This is a genomic window from Roseobacter sp. HKCC-CH-9208, assembly GCF_037805125.1.
In the GTDB taxonomy this organism is placed as follows: Bacteria; Pseudomonadota; Alphaproteobacteria; order Rhodobacterales; family Rhodobacteraceae; genus M30B80.
The window spans coordinates 1,365,203-1,381,822 of sequence record NZ_JBBLYK010000001.1 but is presented as its reverse complement, the minus strand read 5'-3'; the positions used below and the strand labels follow the sequence as shown (position 1 = coordinate 1,381,822).

18 protein-coding genes are annotated in these 16,620 nt (G+C 56.0%); 4 read left to right on the top strand and 14 right to left on the bottom strand.

Features of this window, described 5'->3' with window-relative positions; genetic code table 11:
• Positions 1 to 8: 8 nt before the first annotated feature.
• Genes tspO through AAC621_RS06895 form a run of 3 tightly spaced genes read right to left on the bottom strand, consistent with a single transcriptional unit; the run spans position 9 to position 3,106 of the window.
• A complete protein-coding gene (tspO, locus tag AAC621_RS06905) occupies positions 9 to 479 on the bottom strand; it encodes a tryptophan-rich sensory protein TspO (RefSeq protein WP_340253605.1) in 471 nt (156 codons plus the stop codon).
• Between the two features lie 18 nt (positions 480 to 497).
• Positions 498 to 1,520: a 15-cis-phytoene synthase gene (gene crtB, locus AAC621_RS06900; protein ID WP_340253602.1), complete on the bottom strand. Its 1,023-nt coding sequence runs from the start codon at positions 1,518 to 1,520 to the stop codon at positions 498 to 500.
• The gene (locus tag AAC621_RS06895) at positions 1,517 to 3,106 is read right to left on the bottom strand and encodes a phytoene desaturase (RefSeq protein ID WP_340253599.1); all 1,590 of its coding nucleotides are present in this window, start codon (positions 3,104 to 3,106) and stop codon (positions 1,517 to 1,519) included. The genes crtB and AAC621_RS06895 overlap by 4 nt, the downstream gene beginning before the upstream one ends.
• 170 nt (positions 3,107 to 3,276) lie before the next feature.
• Here AAC621_RS06895 and crtA point away from each other — a divergent pair, with 170 nt between their 5' ends.
• The 4 genes from crtA to bchO are packed head-to-tail and all read left to right on the top strand — an operon-like array spanning position 3,277 to position 7,572.
• Positions 3,277 to 3,999, top strand: a complete 723-nt coding sequence (crtA, locus tag AAC621_RS06890; protein ID WP_340253596.1) for a spheroidene monooxygenase — start codon at positions 3,277 to 3,279, stop codon at positions 3,997 to 3,999.
• The gene (gene bchI / locus AAC621_RS06885) at positions 3,996 to 5,000 is read left to right on the top strand and encodes a magnesium chelatase ATPase subunit I (RefSeq protein WP_340253593.1); all 1,005 of its coding nucleotides are present in this window, start codon (positions 3,996 to 3,998) and stop codon (positions 4,998 to 5,000) included. Before crtA ends, bchI begins: the two co-directional genes overlap by 4 nt.
• On the top strand, positions 4,997 to 6,706 hold the full coding sequence (locus AAC621_RS06880) for a magnesium chelatase subunit D (RefSeq protein ID WP_340253590.1): 1,710 nt from the start codon (positions 4,997 to 4,999) through the stop codon (positions 6,704 to 6,706). The genes bchI and AAC621_RS06880 overlap by 4 nt, the downstream gene beginning before the upstream one ends.
• A complete protein-coding gene (gene bchO, locus AAC621_RS06875; RefSeq protein WP_340253587.1) occupies positions 6,703 to 7,572 on the top strand; it encodes an alpha/beta fold hydrolase BchO in 870 nt (289 codons plus the stop codon). The genes AAC621_RS06880 and bchO overlap by 4 nt, the downstream gene beginning before the upstream one ends.
• A 52-nt stretch (positions 7,573 to 7,624) precedes the next feature.
• Here the strand turns inward: bchO and AAC621_RS06870 are convergent, their stop codons facing one another.
• The 11 genes from AAC621_RS06870 to bchL all read right to left on the bottom strand — a co-directional run bounded on the left by AAC621_RS06870 (position 7,625) and on the right by bchL (position 16,515).
• Positions 7,625 to 8,068 (bottom strand): c-type cytochrome, encoded by a 444-nt coding sequence (locus AAC621_RS06870; protein ID WP_340253584.1) that lies wholly within the window; start codon positions 8,066 to 8,068, stop codon positions 7,625 to 7,627.
• Positions 8,069 to 8,159: 91 nt separating this feature from the next.
• A complete protein-coding gene (gene hemA / locus AAC621_RS06865) occupies positions 8,160 to 9,371 on the bottom strand; it encodes a 5-aminolevulinate synthase (RefSeq protein WP_340253581.1) in 1,212 nt (403 codons plus the stop codon).
• On the bottom strand, positions 9,368 to 10,207 hold the full coding sequence (gene puhE / locus AAC621_RS06860; RefSeq protein ID WP_340253578.1) for a putative photosynthetic complex assembly protein PuhE: 840 nt from the start codon (positions 10,205 to 10,207) through the stop codon (positions 9,368 to 9,370). Before puhE ends, hemA begins: the two co-directional genes overlap by 4 nt.
• On the bottom strand, positions 10,204 to 11,322 hold the full coding sequence (acsF, locus tag AAC621_RS06855; protein WP_340253575.1) for a magnesium-protoporphyrin IX monomethyl ester (oxidative) cyclase: 1,119 nt from the start codon (positions 11,320 to 11,322) through the stop codon (positions 10,204 to 10,206). Before acsF ends, puhE begins: the two co-directional genes overlap by 4 nt.
• On the bottom strand, positions 11,319 to 11,615 hold the full coding sequence (locus AAC621_RS06850) for a hypothetical protein (protein WP_317657116.1): 297 nt from the start codon (positions 11,613 to 11,615) through the stop codon (positions 11,319 to 11,321). Before AAC621_RS06850 ends, acsF begins: the two co-directional genes overlap by 4 nt.
• Before the next feature lie 3 nt (positions 11,616 to 11,618).
• Positions 11,619 to 12,092, bottom strand: a complete 474-nt coding sequence (gene puhC, locus AAC621_RS06845; RefSeq protein WP_340253572.1) for a photosynthetic complex assembly protein PuhC — start codon at positions 12,090 to 12,092, stop codon at positions 11,619 to 11,621.
• Positions 12,093 to 12,105: 13 nt separating this feature from the next.
• The gene (puhB, locus tag AAC621_RS06840) at positions 12,106 to 12,744 is read right to left on the bottom strand and encodes a photosynthetic complex putative assembly protein PuhB (RefSeq protein WP_340253569.1); all 639 of its coding nucleotides are present in this window, start codon (positions 12,742 to 12,744) and stop codon (positions 12,106 to 12,108) included.
• A gap of 30 nt (positions 12,745 to 12,774) precedes the next feature.
• Entirely contained in the window at positions 12,775 to 13,536 is a 762-nt protein-coding gene (gene puhA / locus AAC621_RS06835) for a photosynthetic reaction center subunit H (protein WP_340253566.1), read from the bottom strand.
• A gap of 26 nt (positions 13,537 to 13,562) precedes the next feature.
• A complete protein-coding gene (locus AAC621_RS06830; RefSeq protein WP_340253563.1) occupies positions 13,563 to 14,984 on the bottom strand; it encodes a PucC family protein in 1,422 nt (473 codons plus the stop codon).
• A complete protein-coding gene (gene bchM, locus AAC621_RS06825) occupies positions 14,981 to 15,673 on the bottom strand; it encodes a magnesium protoporphyrin IX methyltransferase (RefSeq protein ID WP_340253560.1) in 693 nt (230 codons plus the stop codon). Before bchM ends, AAC621_RS06830 begins: the two co-directional genes overlap by 4 nt.
• The gene (bchL, locus tag AAC621_RS06820) at positions 15,673 to 16,515 is read right to left on the bottom strand and encodes a ferredoxin:protochlorophyllide reductase (ATP-dependent) iron-sulfur ATP-binding protein (RefSeq protein WP_340256384.1); all 843 of its coding nucleotides are present in this window, start codon (positions 16,513 to 16,515) and stop codon (positions 15,673 to 15,675) included. Before bchL ends, bchM begins: the two co-directional genes overlap by 1 nt.
• Between the last annotated feature and the right edge of the window lie 105 nt (positions 16,516 to 16,620).

Here is a 16,620-nt window from a genome sequence, read left to right as displayed (position 1 = left end):
GCGTTTTTTTATGCCGATCCTTTGGCAACCTCAGGGTTCAACCGCCAAACCTCAAAATTCAAAGCGCCTGCAATAGTGACCCAAAGCAGGTAGGGCGCAATCAATACGCCCGCGACCGGATCAAGCGCCCAGAAACTGATAATTGTGCCACAAACCGCAACCCACAGCGCGCCGAGGATGACCATACCCGCGCGAATGCGGCGCAAGCCAAAGAAAACGGGGCTCCATAGCGTGTTCAGCGCGATTTGCAGCGCCCAAAATCCCATCGCATGGCCATTCTCCGCCACCAATGCCACGCGCGCCGCTGCATAGGCGGAGGCGATATAAAGCACTGTCCAAGCAACGGGAAAGAGCCAATTCGGCGGCGTGAAAAATGGCTTTCGTAAATCCCGATACCACGCGCCTGGGGGAAACATCGACCCCGTGGCCGCAGCAGCAGCGCAGGCGGCAAAAAATAATATGAAAACAGACCAATCCATGACGGGTCAGTTAGTGCGTTATGGGTTCGGTTCCAGTATGCGCCCGCGATCTTGCGCCTCTAATTGCGTCAGAACGGATATGACCTGATCACTCCATCCTGTGCGATCTGGTTGCCGCTTGGCGGCGGCATCGACCAAAAATCGGGTTTCTTCCAAAGGGGGGGCATAAAGCATCGGGCTGCGCGGCGCCAAAGTGATGATTGCGGCCTGAATCGCTGAATAGCTGAGCAACCCAAATTTTTGTCGCGCCGTTGTGAAAGCGCGTTGCGTGACACCATCATACCCGCGCCGCGCCACAGCAGCGCCAATCGCATCATAGCAGTGCCGCGCCGCCAAAATCCCCGCACGGCTGATCAAGGGCAGTTGGGACACACCCGCCTCGGAGCGTTCATAAAGCCTGCGCGCCTCAGCCAAGAGCCTGCGATTGATCCGCCGAAGGGCAGGCGAAATACGCGGATCGGAGAGAAAGCGATCAAGGTTAACACCTTCTTCCTCAAGCCAATCTAGGGGCAAATAAACGCGCCCCGCGCGGGCATCTTCGCCCACATCGCGGGCGATATTGGTTAATTGCATGGCGACGCCCAAATCACAGGCGCGCGCCAATGCATCGCCCGAACGCACCCCCATCAACACGCACATCATCGCCCCGACAGCCGAGGCAACCCGTGCCGAGTAACCACGCAAATCTGAAAGCGTGTCATAGCGCCGCTCGGTCGCATCCCATGCGAGGCCCTCAAGCAGGGCTTCGGGCAAGGCGCGGGGCATTTCGAAATCCTGCACCACCGCAGCAAAGGCACGATCAGCGGGACAGTCGACAGGCCGCCCACGATAGATACGATCCAACCGATTACTAAGATCAAGAACGGCATGTGCCTTGTTCTGACTGAAATCCACTGCATCATCGGAAATGCGACAGAAAGCATAAAGTGCCAGCGCAGGATCGCGCACAGTGCGCGGCAAGATGCGCGATGCAATATCGAAGGAATGTGACCCTTCGGCAATTGCCCCGCGGCAATAGGCAAGATCCTGATCGTCAATCATTCTGCGGCCATCTTTATCTCATGGCCAGATGAGACGGAAACCGCATCTGGCACCAGTTTTGCCAACACTTCAGCCGATGAAATGACCCCAGGCAAACCCGCCCCAGGATGCGTGCCTGCCCCAACGAGATAGAGACCCTCCGCCTCCTCCGACACGTTATGGGGACGAAAATAAGCGCTTTGCAGGATACGCGGCTCGATTGAGAAGCCAGATCCGTTGGGGGAAAGATAGCGACTTTCAAAATCTGCTGGGGTCAGCACCTCGGAGGCGGAAAGATGCGCGCCCAAATCAGGCAAAAGTTGATCTTCCAAAACCTGCTGCACCTTTTGGCGATAGGCTTCGCCCATCTTGGCCCAATCCACAGGATCATCAAACCCCAGATGCGGCACAGGTGAAAGGGCGTAGAACGTATCATCCCCCTCTGGCGCGCAGCTTGGATCAGTCACCGAGGGGCGATGAACATAAAGGCTCATATCTTCGCTAAGTTTGCCTTTGATAAAGATATCTTTGACCAAACCACGATACCGCGGGCCGTTGAGGATCGTATGATGACCCACATCCGCCCATTTGTTGCGCGTGCCCCGTGTTCCGAAATACCACACAAAAAGACCCATCGACCAACGCGCGCGGGTTAATTTTCCATCCGTCCAACGGCGGCGGGGGCGATTGCGCATCAAATGCTTATACGTATGACCCGCATCCGCGTTTGAGACGACAATATCCGCCGCAACAGTCTCGCACGTGGCAAGGCGCACACCAGTGGCGCGGTTATCGTGAAAGGTGATTTCATCCACAACGTGATGAAAGCGAAGCGCGCCGCCTTGATCCTGAACAACGCGGGCCATGGCCTTAGCAATCGCGGCGACACCGCCCATCGCATAATGGACACCGAATTCTTTCTCGAGATGGCTGACCAAGATATACATCGAGGTCACGTTAAACGGATCCCCCCCGATAAAGAGCGGATGGAAGCTAAACGCCATCCGCAGTCGTTCATCCTTAAACCGCTTTGCCGCATGCGCATAAACCGAGCGATCCGCGCGCAGCATGCCGAATTTCGGCAAAACCTTGATCAAATCCCATAGCTTGTGCATGGAACGGCGGCCGAGATCTTCGAACCCAAACCAATAGCGCGCGGCGCTATCCTGCAAGAACCGCTCATAGCCCTTGGCATCTTGCGGCGAGAGGCGCGCCACTTCGGCGCGCATCGCATCGGTGTTTTGGCTGGCGGTAAAATGTGACCCGTCTGGCCAACGGATTTCGTAAAATGGCTCAATCGGGCGCAGATCAACATCCTGATCGAAATCGCGCCCGCAGGCCGCCCATAATTCCCGAAACACTTGCGGCACTGTGACAATGGTCGGGCCGAGGTCAAAGCGATGCCCGTTCTGATAGAGCGCAGAACCACGCCCCCCCGCCATATCCAATTTATCAATGACCGTGACGCGATAGCCCTTCGCCCCCAACCGCATAGCCGAGGCCAATCCACCCAACCCCGCACCAATCACAATCGCATGAGGGCGAGCATCGCCCGCATTTGGGGCAAAGCCTGATTGAGGATCGCTATGCACTCGGTGGTCATCCATCATAGGCCCTATCGTAAACTGTCTAGTTTAATTTACAACACGAATTCACAGTTAAAGCTGATCACGAATAGAAGCACCCCAATAAACAAAAGAAATCATTGAAATATATTGCTCCCTTTCCTTTATTGGCTAAATCTGTCACTATTAGTTGACAGATAAAAAGATCGACCATGCAATCTGTAACGCTAAGCTTATTTCGATTTGGAACCGTCTCCGCACGGATGTGGGCCTTTGCCCAAATGGCAACGGCACGATTCGCCTTGCGTCGTGAGGCAGGGATCGGCTTTTTCAAATTGCTTGGCTCAGGCACGGGTGAGGGATTTACGCCCATTCCGAATGTTTCGGTTTATGCCATTCTTGCCACTTGGCCCGACCATGTGACCGCACAATCTCAGATTGCAAAAAGTCCAACCTTCCGCCGCTATCGCGCACATGCAGTCGAAGATTGCACCCTGTATCTCACCCCCAGCACAGCGCGGGGGGAATGGGATGGGCAAGCGCCGTTTATCACCGATGCTGAGCCAAAAAACGGCCCGATTGCGGCGTTGACCCGCGCCACAGTAAAGCCCCTCAATGCGCTGCGCTTTTGGCGGCGCGTCCCCGATATTTCGCAGGTCATTGGCGATGATCCTAACGTTCTGTTCAAGATCGGCGTTGGCGAAGTGCCTCTGCTGCATCAGGTCACGTTTTCAATTTGGCCAGACACGCAAACCATGGCGCGTTTTGCACGCCATGACGGCCCGCATGCCCGCGCCATAAAAGCTGTGCGCGATGGCGCATGGTTCAAAGAAGAACTCTACGCCCGCTTTGCCCTAAAAAATATCGAAGGCACGTGGGAGGGCGGCTGTCCCCTGCAATCCCGTATCCCGACCTATGAAAGGCCCATTATATGAGCCACGCTTTTCCTTTTTCTGCCATCGTAGGCCAAGATACGATGAAACAAGCCATGCTTTTGACCGCTATTGATGCGGGTATTGGCGGCGTTTTGGTTTTCGGGGATCGCGGCACGGGGAAATCAACCGCTGTGCGGGGCTTGGCCGCTTTGCTGCCTCCGATTGCGGCGATAAAGGGGTGCCCTGTGAATTCTGCCAGTGAGGCAGACATACCTGATTGGGCCAATGTTGCGGATCGCGAGGTGGTCGAAAAACCCACACCCGTGGTCGACCTGCCGCTTGGCGCAACAGAGGATCGTGTGGTCGGGGCCTTGGATATCGAAAAGGCGCTCGCCAAAGGTGAAAAGGCCTTTGAAGCAGGGCTTCTTGCGCGGGCCAATCGCGGCTATCTCTATATTGACGAGGTCAACCTGCTCGAAGATCACTTGGTCGATCTTTTGTTGGATGTGGCGCAGTCTGGCGAAAATCTGGTCGAGCGAGAGGGCCTCTCAATCCGCCACCCTGCCCGATTTGTTTTGGTGGGTTCGGGCAACCCAGAAGAAGGTGAATTGCGGCCCCAACTTTTGGATCGTTTCGGCCTTTCAGTCGAAGTGAAAAGCCCAAAGGATATCGATATACGCATTGAGGTCATCAAGCGCCGCGATGCCTTTGATCAAGATCGTGCAAAATTTGTGAGATCATGGACGAAATCGGATGAGGCTATCCGCAAATCCATCATTGCCGCGCGCAAACGCCTGTCAAAAATCCGCACAAGTGATGAGATCTTAAAGGATTGCGCCGCCTTGTGCCTTGAACTTGGGTCAGACGGGTTGCGCGGCGAATTAACCCTGTTGCGCGCCGCCCGCGCGCAAGCCGCGTTTGAGGGATCCTCCGAAATCACACGCGCCCATTTGCGGGCTGTTGCACCCATGGCGCTGTCCCACCGCTTGCGCCGCGACCCGCTCGATGAGGCAGGCTCAACCACACGCGTGATGCGCACAGTCGAGGCTGTGCTGCCATGACAACAGCACAGGACAGATGGGCCAGTTTCAATCTGGCCATCGCCCTGTTTGCGATTGACCCCGCACCCCTTGGGGGTATTTGGCTTCGGGCCCGCGTTGGCCCCGTTCGGGATCGGATTATTCAGGCTCTAAACACCGCGTTAGAAACTGATTTTTTTCCGCGCCTTCACCCAAATATCAGTGATGAGGCCCTGTTTGGGGGGTTAGACCTAAGCGCAACTTTGGTAACTGGGCGCCCTATTCAAACAGAGGGACTTCTCAACAAGGGCGGCACAGTAATCCTAACAATGGCCGAACGTGCCGAATCCGCGCTTTTGGCACGATTGGCGGGAGCGTTGGATGCTGAGACGGGCTTGTCGATTATTGCCCTAGATGAAGCCGCCGAAGAAGGCGAAGGGTTGAGGCATAGCCTCAGTGATCGCCTCGGACTGCATCTGCAGCTTGATGCCATTCCACAATCGGCGGCGCAGGAAATGGAATTTGACGGCACAGCTTTGGCCGAGGCGCGTGCGCGCTTACCCCATGTGCGACATGCGCCTGACGATTATCGTGATCTCTGCTTGGTGGCTGAGGCGCTTGGCGTCACATCTTTGCGCGCCGTTCAGCACGCACTGCGCCTTGCCCGCCATTCGGCGGCCTTGATCGGGTCGGATCAGGTCGAACAGGCGGATTTGCAACTGGCTGTGGAATTGGCCCTTGCCCCACGCGCCACGCAAATCCCCGAAACAGCCCCACCTGAACAATCGCCTCCCCCACAACCACAAGAACCCGAGGCGCAACAAAGCCCATCTGACCCCGAAGATCGGCAAAAGGAGGGGGAGGATCTTCCCCCCTTTGAGGCGTTGATCGAGGCGGCAAAGGCCATGCTTCCGCCCGACCTCTTGGCACGATTGGCAGCACAGCGCGCCGCACGGCAAAGCAAAGGCAGCGCAGGAACGGGCAACCGCAAGAAGGGCAATCACCGTGGCCGTCCCGTTGCCTCGCGCAGTGGCGAATTGGGGGGCGGCGCGCGGATTGATTTAATGGCAACCTTGCGCTCCGCTGCCCCATGGCAAGGGCTGCGCGCCCAGACGACAGCGCCCAAGCCGCGCGGCCTGCATATCCGCAAAAGTGACATCCGCGTAAAGCAGTTTGAACAAAGCTCTGACAGGGTGATTATCTTTGTGGTGGATGCGTCTGGCTCTAGCGCGATGTCCCGCATGGCCGAGGCCAAGGGGGCGATTGAGTTGATGTTGGCAGAGGCCTATGCGCGGCGCGATCATGTGGCCTTGGTTGCGTTTCGCGGCGCAGGCGCGGATATTTTGCTAAACCCCACGCGATCCCTCGTGCAGACCAAACGCCGCTTGCAAGACCTACCAGGTGGGGGCGGCACACCGCTTGCCGCAGGGCTGAAATCGGCCCTTGATCTGGCGGTTCTCACAAGTGGAAAGGGAATGACGCCGTCCATTGCGGTTCTGACGGATGGGCGCGCGAATGTCAGTCTTGATGGCAGCGTAAATCGCGCGCAGGCGGGTGAAGATGCAAACAGTATGGCAAAGGCCCTGCGCGGTCGCGGTGTTCCCGCGATTGTCATCGACACGGGGCAACGCCCAACGCGAGGGCTGGATGATCTGGCCAAGGTGATGGGCGCGGCCTATGTGCCGCTTCCGCGCGCAGATGCCAAATCCCTCAGCGCCGCTGTCGAGGCGGCACTGCCAAGCGCATGAGCGGGCTTGCGGATATTCCAAGCAACTGGCCGTGGCGCGCCCATAGCCAAATCATCGCGTCACATCCGCATCGGTGGCATGTGCAGATTATGGGCACAGGCCCTGATCTGGTTTTGATCCATGGTGCAGGCGCATCTACGCATTCTTGGCGGGCCATGATGCCACTTTTGGCACAAACTCATCGCGTCATTGCCTTTGATCTGCCAGGTCAGGGCTTTAGCCGTGCTGGCACCCGCAGTCGGTCATCCCTGTCCTTGATGGCGCAAGACGTTTTGCGGCTTTTGCAGGGCCAAGGCATCACGCCTGAGGTGATTATTGGCCATTCTGCGGGGGCCGCGATTGCCTTGCAACTGATGCTGCTTGCGCCTGATACTGCACAAGGGGTCGTGGCGATCAACGGGGCGCTTGAGAATTTCTCTGGTGCTGCGGGTTGGCTCTTTCCGATCATGGCAAAAATGATGGCGATGAACCCACTCACGGGGCTTTTCTTAGGCTCAGGGATGAGTGACCGCAGGCTGATTGCGATTTTGCAAACAACAGGCTCGGAACCTAACGCAGAAACCTTGGGCCATTATCGCGAATTGATGCGCAAACGCGCGCATATCGAGGCAACTTTAGCAATGATGGCGCAGTGGGATTTAGAGATGCTGCACCGCAGCCTTCCCCAGATCACTGCGCCGATCCTGTTCCTGCATGGCACCAAGGATCAAGCAGTTCCACTAGAGGTCGCGCAGCGCGCCCAAGGAATGGTGCCGCAGGGCGCCCTGAAGGTGATTTCGGATGCAGGGCATCTTTTGCCTGAATCACATCCCGCCGAGGCGGTTGCTGCGATCGCCGACTTCGTGCAATCGCTTCGCAAAAAATGAAAAAGGGCAGATCAATATCTGCCCTTCTCAATGCCGTCACAAAACGATGCGGTTACTGCGCCGCAAGGCTTGCGAGATATGCATAGACGTTTTTCGCGTCTTCTTCACCACGGGCACGGAACGCCATAGCGCTGCGTGCGCGGTTGTCACCGGTTGCTTCTTTCAAAAAGGCGGTCGGGTCTTGCACATAGGCCACAAACGCCTCTTCCGTCCAAACAACCCCTGCTTCACCTGCCGCGGTGATAGATGGAGAATAACGGAAATCTTCGACCGAAGCCGCAGGACGACCTGCAACGCCGTAAAGATTTGGGCCTGTGCGGCCATTGCGGCCTGCCAGAGTTTCACCTGCATCGTTTGCCACCACGTGGCAGGCGACACATTGATTGAAGACACGCTCACCTGCAGCCGCATCACCCGATGCGCCATGGCCATCCGCGAAGGCGGACGTTGCAGCGCATAGTCCTGCGACTGCTGCGATGATTGCAGATTTTTTCATGGTTCTCTCTCCCTCGGTTAAAGGTAACCGCTCAGCAACCTAGCCCTTTTTCAAGCCGCTCCAAGGGCAATTTACAGAAAACTTGTCACATCTACGCGACTGCATGCGAAACAGCGCATTGTTTCCAGAGTGTTTTCAGGGCCAAAACGAGATATTCGATGTCCTCATCCGTGTGCAAAGGGCCAGGGGTAAAGCGCAGGCGCTCGGTGCCTTTGGGAACTGTAGGATAATTGATTGGCTGCACATAAATGCCGAATTGTTCCATCAAAATATCCGACAACATTTTGCATTTCACGGGGTCTTTCACCATCACAGGAATGATGTGGCTGGCATTGTTGACATGCGGGATGCCTTCGGCATCAAGGCGGGCGCGCAAACGGGCAACTTGGCGTTGCTGCATGTCGCGCTCATAGCTTGAGTTTTTCAGATGATGAATCGAGGCGCGCGCGGCCGCCGCAACGGCAGGGGGCAGCGCAGTTGTAAAGATAAACCCGCTGGCAAAGCTGCGGATGAAATCCACCAATGCATGGCTGCCCGTTATATAGCCACCGACCACACCATAGGCCTTGCCAAGCGTGCCTTCGATCAGGGTGATGCGATCCATCAGCCCTTCGCGCTCGGCGACGCCGCCGCCGCGCGGGCCATACATGCCGACCGCGTGAACCTCGTCAAGATAGGTCATCGCGCCGTGCTTTTCAGCCACTTCGACGATCTCGCGGATCGGCGCAATGTCACCATCCATCGAATAGACCGATTCAAACGCGACAATCTTGGTCGCATTGGCGGGCAATTCTGCCAATTGCCGATCCAAATCAGCGACATCGTTGTGCTTCCAAACCCGCTTTTCGCATCGTGCATGACGGATGCCCTCAATCATAGAGGCGTGGTTCAACGCATCCGACAAAATCACCGCATTCGGAAGACGGCTGCCCAAAGTCGACAAGGCGGCCCAATTTGAAACATAGCCCGAGGTGAACAGAAGGGCCGCTTCCTTACCGTGCAGGTCAGCCAATTCCGCCTCGAGCAATTTGTGGTGATAGGCATTGCCCGAGATATTGCGCGTGCCACCTGCACCCGTGCCGCAGGCCTCGACTGTGTCGATCATTGCCTTGATCACATCGGGGTGCTGGCCCATGCCCAAATAGTCATTCGAGCACCAAACAGTGACTTCTTCTTGACCTTCGCCGTGATTTTGGACGCGGGGGAAATCTCCACATTTGCGCTGCAATTCTGCGAAGACGCGATAATTGCCCTCTTGTTTCAGGGTGTCCAACTGGCTCTGAAAGAGTTTGTCAAAATTCATCGCACGTCCTCATTTTGCAAAATGGCGATCTGGGGGCCGTCTTGGCCATTGCTTTGGCGAGACGGAAGCATCCACCGCCACAGCCGTTCATCAGGAAGGGGCAGAACCATGAACCAATGCTCTAACAAAGCGAGCATGGTCAGGGCTGCCAATAAAGCGAAACCAATCTCTTGCGACATGGTTTGCGCGCTCCAAATCCGCTCCATCCAACAGGCAGCGGCAAAGCTGAGGCCCGTGATCGAGAGCGGAAACAGCCAATTCATCCGCGCGGTGCGAAAGTGACTTGGCAAATGGTTCAGGGGTTCGGGAATAAATTCCACATTGATTTTCCGCACCCCAAGATAAAGGTTCAGCTTGGCGCTGATCCGCGCGAAAAACAGAATTGCGAATGTCCACATCCCAAAGGGGTTCACGGCGTCCAGACTAAACAGGATCATCGTCACCATCATGAACACCAACAGAAGCTCATGATAGGCAATGGTGCCCCATGCGCGGATAAAGCGTTCCCATTCAGGAACCCCATCCCTCAGGCGGTTGCGATTGGGGCCCGTGATGACACCCGTCAAAAAGGCAAGCTCGATCCACCCCCAAAGCGCGATGGCAGATAAAAACGCTACATAAACCCCGGCTAGGCTCTCGTCATAGCGGGATTCCAAGAACCCAACCGCACCCAAGATCAAAAAGGGCAGGTTCATCAAAACGGCCCAAATTCGGGCCTGACGGCCTGCCTGATCTGCGCGCCGCACAAGAAAAAGGATTGCCCCTGTGGAAAACCACCACAGGAACAAGGCGACCAAGGCCGCCACCCAAGGATTATGCAGCGCAGCCGCGATCAATAGACAGGCTCCATCCGCGTGCTGACAGGCACGGCATGAGATTTCGCAGGGATCGTGAACAGGTTCACAAAGGCCAGACCCGCACGAATGCTGGCGCCAATTCGCTTGAAGAATTTGCCGTGCGCCTTGGCATCGGCCAAATCCGCATTGGCGGCTTGCAAGGCCGTTAAACCTTTCTGCCAACGAGGATGATCAATGTCCAAAGTGATTGGGAAAATCTGCTTTGAGATGTCACTGGTCTTGCGGAACACTTCGTGGCCATACCGATCGGGATCTACACCCAAAGCCTCGTGAAAGGCGGGGCGTTGGTGGTCGCGCACATACATCGTTGCGAAAACGGCGGTGAGGAAGAATTTGATCCACAAGACATTCACGCCGCGCGTCAGCTTGGGATCAGTTTTCATCAACAGCGCGAATGCCTCGCCATGGCTAAACTCATCATTGCACCATTCCTTGAACCATTTGAAAATCGGATGGAACCGATGTTCAGGATGCGCCTCAAGATGGCGGAAGATGGTGATATAGCGCGCATAGCCGATCTTTTCAGACAGATATGTGGCGTAATAAATGAATTTCGGTTGGAAATAGGTGTATTTCTTGGCTTGGGTCAAAAAGCCCAAATTCACCGCAATCCCAGCTTCCCGCAGCGCGTCATTGATAAAACCTGCATGGCGGGCTTCATCACGGGCCATCAGCTGGAACAATGTGGTGATATCCTCATTGCTGCCGCACCGTTTCATTTCTTTGTAGAGAACACAGCCCGAGAATTCGGCCGTGCAGGAGGAAACAAGAAAATCAATGAATTCCTTTTTCAGCTTTGGCTCCATTCCATCCCAGTCGATGTGATCCCAATCTTCGTTTTTCTTGAAATGGCCCTTATTGGGGTCGGATTTCATTTGATCAATCAGCTGATCCCAATCGCTGCGGACTGATGAAACATCAATCGCATCCAATTCGTCAAAATTGGTCGTGTAAAACCGCGGGGTCAAAAGCGTGTTTTGCATCGCAAGCGCGGTTGCGCTTTCACTGTCAACCACCGCTTGTTCGTAATTGCGTGCCGCCAAAGCGTCTTCAACGGTGGTCGCATCTGCGGAATGTTTTGCTTGGACATTCATAGCGAAACCTCCTCTGAGAAACTAAATTCGCACAGCTCCATGAACTCAAAATCACCTGTCATTTTTGTCCAAAGCTGTTCGATTTTGCTGGCGCGGGTGATCGTGGCGGTGCGGGTTTCGCACACCACTTCGCCATAAGGCGCCATCACTGGCGCGCCATGCACCAATACCTCGTCACCTGGATTAATGGTTGCGCCGTTCAAAAATTTCACATGCGCGTGCAGGCTTTCGAATTTGTGGCTTACCTCAACCTCGCAAGGGGCCGTTTCGGTCGTTCTGGTCATCCATCCCATGGGTCATTCCTCCATGATGCGGGCAAAAACCCGCTCGTTATCCGCGCCAAAGCCATAAAGCTCGGTGCGGAAATCCGTCAGATCATCGCGTAGGGCGAGGCGGCCATCGGCCATTCGAACCAAACGGATTGGATCGCTGCCAGATGCGCCAACAGCGCCACGGCGGCGTTCAAGCACGCGATAAATCCCCGCGACAAAGCCACCTTCCTCTTTGCTCAAGGTGACAATCACATTGCCTTCGGTATCCATCACGCGTGCTGATCCATCCATAGTGCCGAAAATCTGGATCAACCGCTCTTCCACAACGGGCAGTTCATCAGCGGATGGGGGCATTGCCGCGAGCGGGCGATCCGTCAGCTTGGCATAGGTCACGATGACAAGAACGCTCACGCACAGCACAAACATTGCGCGCACCAGAACCTTGGGCACCATTTCGCGGTCACGTTCGACCAGTTTGTCTTCAGGGCTCATTGCCATAATCAGATCCCCCTTATTCTGCCGCAACCGCGCCACTTGGCGCAGGATCACGTTTGACAACGGGCTGGCTGACCACGGTTTCTGCCGCCTCAGACAGGATCGCAGCCACGTTTTGCGCATCAGGAATGCAACGCAACGCAGGTTGGGTGTTTTTCATCACCCATGGCCGCACATGGGGCCATGTGTTCAGATAGGACAACCGCACATTGGATGGCATCAATTCCAAGGCAATCGTGCCAGTCCCATCCTTACGCAGTCCCAAATTCGCATTGGCCACCTGACGGTAGGGCAAGTTCAACGTCATCGTCAAAGCTGCACCAATCCGCATCGCAACACGGCGGTTTGTGATTGTGTAAACCGTTGCTTTGGCTTGGACATAGGCCACACCCAAAAGCAGAACCGCCACAATCGCGCCAAGCACCAAGAAGAAGGATGCAGCAATCGCACTGTCGGCCCATGAGGTGACGGCAGCCCCAGATGTGGTGCGCCAAGCGAAGAGGAATATGAAATATCCAACGACCCACCAGAAACTCAGCGCGTCTTTCGCCAGAGCAAACCAATGGGGTGCGCCCTGCCAAAGAATTTCTTCTCCAGCAGGGGGCTTTTCGGGCAAACCACGAACAGGCTCGGTCTGAAAGTCGTCATGTGGCATGGGTCGTCCTCCTTTAGAGGTGGTGAGAAATTACAAAAGCGGGTCTGTCCGCTCTTGGGAGGCGTAGAGCGTGCCGCCACCGTAGAAGCCTGAGATTTTATCTTCCTCAAGCAAGGTCACTTGATTGGGTGACTTGGTGACAGGAACTTTGGTGAAATGCTCTGCAAAGATCGAATTGACGACAACGCGGTCAGATTTGATCTTGGCCATCTGGATCGGAACCAAGCGAGCGGTTCCATCAGCAACTTCAACCTCAAGATACCGCACCAATTGCTCAGGCGCATCGACCCACATATCGGTCACAGTGCCTGCCGCAGCGCCATCCCCCGCGATAACCGTAAGGCCACGCGGATCACGACCCGCTGAAACGCGGTAATCATCCATCTGCCCCATAGGGACAATTTTCGGATGACCATGGCCGTCCAATTCGGGCAGGTCACGGCGCTTTGCCCAGCTTGCGGGGCCAACACCATCAACCATTGGATCGCCAGTGGGCTCAAACGGATAGCCATTCGCAGCATTGGTCTGACGCAGGGCCAGATTGTCACGCGCTTGCACATCCTTGCCTGGAACAGTGACCTCACCGCGGCCATGCATCAGTTTGAATGTCTTTTCCTTTGGCAAAGGAAAAGGCCCCTGATTGGCGGCAACGCTGCCATCATCATTTTCCAGCGGATAACCTTCCCGCATATTTTCAGTTTGCAGATAGTAAATCAGTAGGGCGAAGAAGATCCAAAACAGCCAAATAGACAGGCTGGCCAGATCAAAATTGCCGAAAAATGCATTTTCCATGGATTTTATCCTCCTAGGTTCGGCGGTTACGTGGGCAGGTCGGCGAGCCCGATCTTGCCGGCCTCCCCGCGCGAGTATGTGCTTTGCGTCCGCACAAGCGGGCCCAAAGCGACAAGGGTGAAAAACAGAAGCAAAATTTCAAAATGATAGACGACCGAATAGCCCGTGGCAGGGCTATTCAACGCCTCGCCCAAGCCACCAGAGATGGCGATCTGGTTAATCGTGTCACGCAGGCCACCACCGATTGCGATGGACAAACCTCCGGCCGTTGCCTGAGCCGCGCCCCACGCGCCAAGCGCCAAGCCACGGCCCGCGCTGCCCTCGGCGGGCATGGTCATTGCGGCGGTGAGCGTTGAAACTGAAAACAAGCCGCCGCCAAAACCAATGAGGCAGGCGCCCAAGAAGAACATAAATTCAGACGCCATCGGATTTGCAAAAATCACAGCGGAAAACGCGGCAAGCCCCGCCAATATCCCGCGCGCGCCCATCCGATAGGGGTTGATACCGTCTGACAGCCAACGCGCGGCCAACGCGAAACCAACCAAGGCCCCCGCTGACCATGTCGCGGTCAAAAGCGTTGTTTTCGATACGCTCAACCCAAGGATTTCGCCGCCATAAGGTTCGAGCAAGACATCCTGCATATTGAAGGCCATGGTGCCAAGGAACACCACAACCAAAAGCCTGCCCGCAGGGCCGCCGCGCGCAAAATCGCGCCATGCGTCGCCAAAACTTGGCGCAGGCTCTTCCCGCTCGGCCTTGGTCATCGGACGGACTTTTTCCTGCTTCCAAAGGGCAATCATATTCAGCACTAAGGTCGCAACAGCGGCGCCTTGCACTACACGGATCAGGGTCAAGCTCGAGAAATCGCGCAGCAGCCAGCCAATTACGAGGGCTGAAACCGCCATGCCCACCAAATACATGACATAGAGCAACGCCACGACCCGTGGCCGTGTGTCCTCGGTCGCGCGATCTGCAGCCAAAGCAAGCCCTGCAGTTTGGGTCATATGCATCCCCAAACCCGTCATGACAAAGGCAAGCCCCGCAAGAACCTCCCCTGCAAAGGGCACCTCGTGCACAACATCACCGCCCAAAACCAACAGGCTTGCGGGCATGATGGCGAGACCACCAAACTGCCACAGCGTGCCAAACCACAAATAAGGGATCCGCTTCCACCCCAACGCGCTGCGATGGTGATCCGATTTGTGACCCAAAAAGGCACGAAACGGCGCAATCAACACAGGCAAGGCGACCATGATCGCCACCAATGTTGCGGGCAATGAAAGCTCTACGATCATCACGCGGTTCAGCGTGCCCAAAAGCATCACCCCCGCCATCCCAACGGAGATCTGAAACAGGGACAAGCGCAGCAATTGTGCCAAAGGCAGCGCGTCACTTGCGGCATCTGCAAAGGGCAAGAATTTGGTGGAGATGCGAGACAAGGCGCTCATTTCACATACTCCAAACAAGAAGAGATATAAAACCCGCGCGAGACCCGCGCGACCTCTGAAATCGAGCCTGTTGCGCCTGTTCGTGACGTATGATGACGCAGATATTTCGCCGTGTGCGGGATCATCACGGGCGAGCGATCCGAGCGCGGGAACAATTTTCCCAAACCCCAAAAGGCCATCAAAAACGCTGTGCGCGGCGCAACAGTGAACACGACCTTACCAGAAACGCGCGGACAGAGCTGCGCCAAGGCGCGGCCCAAATCTTGCGCCTCGTAATAGATCATCGAGTCCATCGCGATCACATGATCAAAGCTGCCCAAATCAGGGGACAGCATATCGCCTGCGCGAAACTCGACCTGAGATTGCAAAGTTTCTGGAAGGCGCTTTTTCGCGATTTCGACCAAGGAGGGCGAGATATCAATCGCGACTACATATGCGCCCCGCGCAGCCAGTTCAGCGGTCATCTGCCCCGCACCACAGCCTGCATCCAAAATGCGCAATCCCGTCAAATCCTCGGGCAATTGTCCAAGCATTATCGCGCGCATCTGATCACGCCCTTCGCGCACGGTTTGGCGCACGCGCGAGACAGGCGCGTCCGAGGTCAGCCGCTCCCATGTTTTGGTGGCGGTTCTGTCGAAATATTCTTCAACACGGGCGCGGGTCGCGCCATATGTCGGCGTTGCGACCATCAATCAAACCCGAGCAATTCGAAAATACGCCGATCCTCCAAGGGTTCAGGCGCAAGTGGTTCTGTGCCAGCCCAAAGCGTTTCAGCCAAACGGATATATTCTGCACGGCATTGAACGATATCCTCATCATCGGGCATCTCGAACAATGTCTTTTTCTTGAGGCGGGAACGGCGAATGGCATCCACATCAGGCATATGACCAATGCGGCGGAACCCCACCTCTGCACAGTAACGATCCACCTCATCGGTGTCGCGCGAGCGGTTCGCGACACACCCCGCAAGACGGACGTTGTAATTCTTGGATTTGGCCTGCACTGCTGCAATGATGCGGTTCATCGCATAGATGCTGTCAAAATCATTGGCGGTGACAATCAGCGCGCGGTCGGCGTGCTGTAAGGGTGCAGCGAACCCGCCGCAGACCACATCGCCCAGAACATCAAACAAGACGACATCCGTCTCGTCTAACATGTGGTGCTGTTTCAGCAGTTTCACTGTTTGACCCACAACATAACCGCCGCAGCCCGTGCCAGCGGGGGGGCCGCCTGCCTCGACACACATGACGCCATTGTAACCCGTGGTCACGAAATCCTCGGGGCGCAGTTCTTCAGCGTGAAAATCGACATCCTTCAAGATATCAATCACAGTCGGCTGCAAATGCCCCGTCAGGGTAAATGTGCTGTCATGTTTTGGATCACAGCCGATTTGCAGAACGCGCTTGCCCAATTTGCTGAACGCGGCAGATAGGTTTGAGGAGGTTGTGGATTTGCCAATCCCACCCTTGCCATAAACCGCAAAGACCTGCGCGCCTTCGATCTTCAGGCTTGCATCCTGATGCACCTGCATCGATCCATCCCCATCCTCGCCCTTGCGCAAAATTGGGGGGGTGGCCAAGCCCCGCTTGGCCAGTCCTTCGGCCTCTCGCGCGTTTGCGCGGGCGGCTGGGGGATT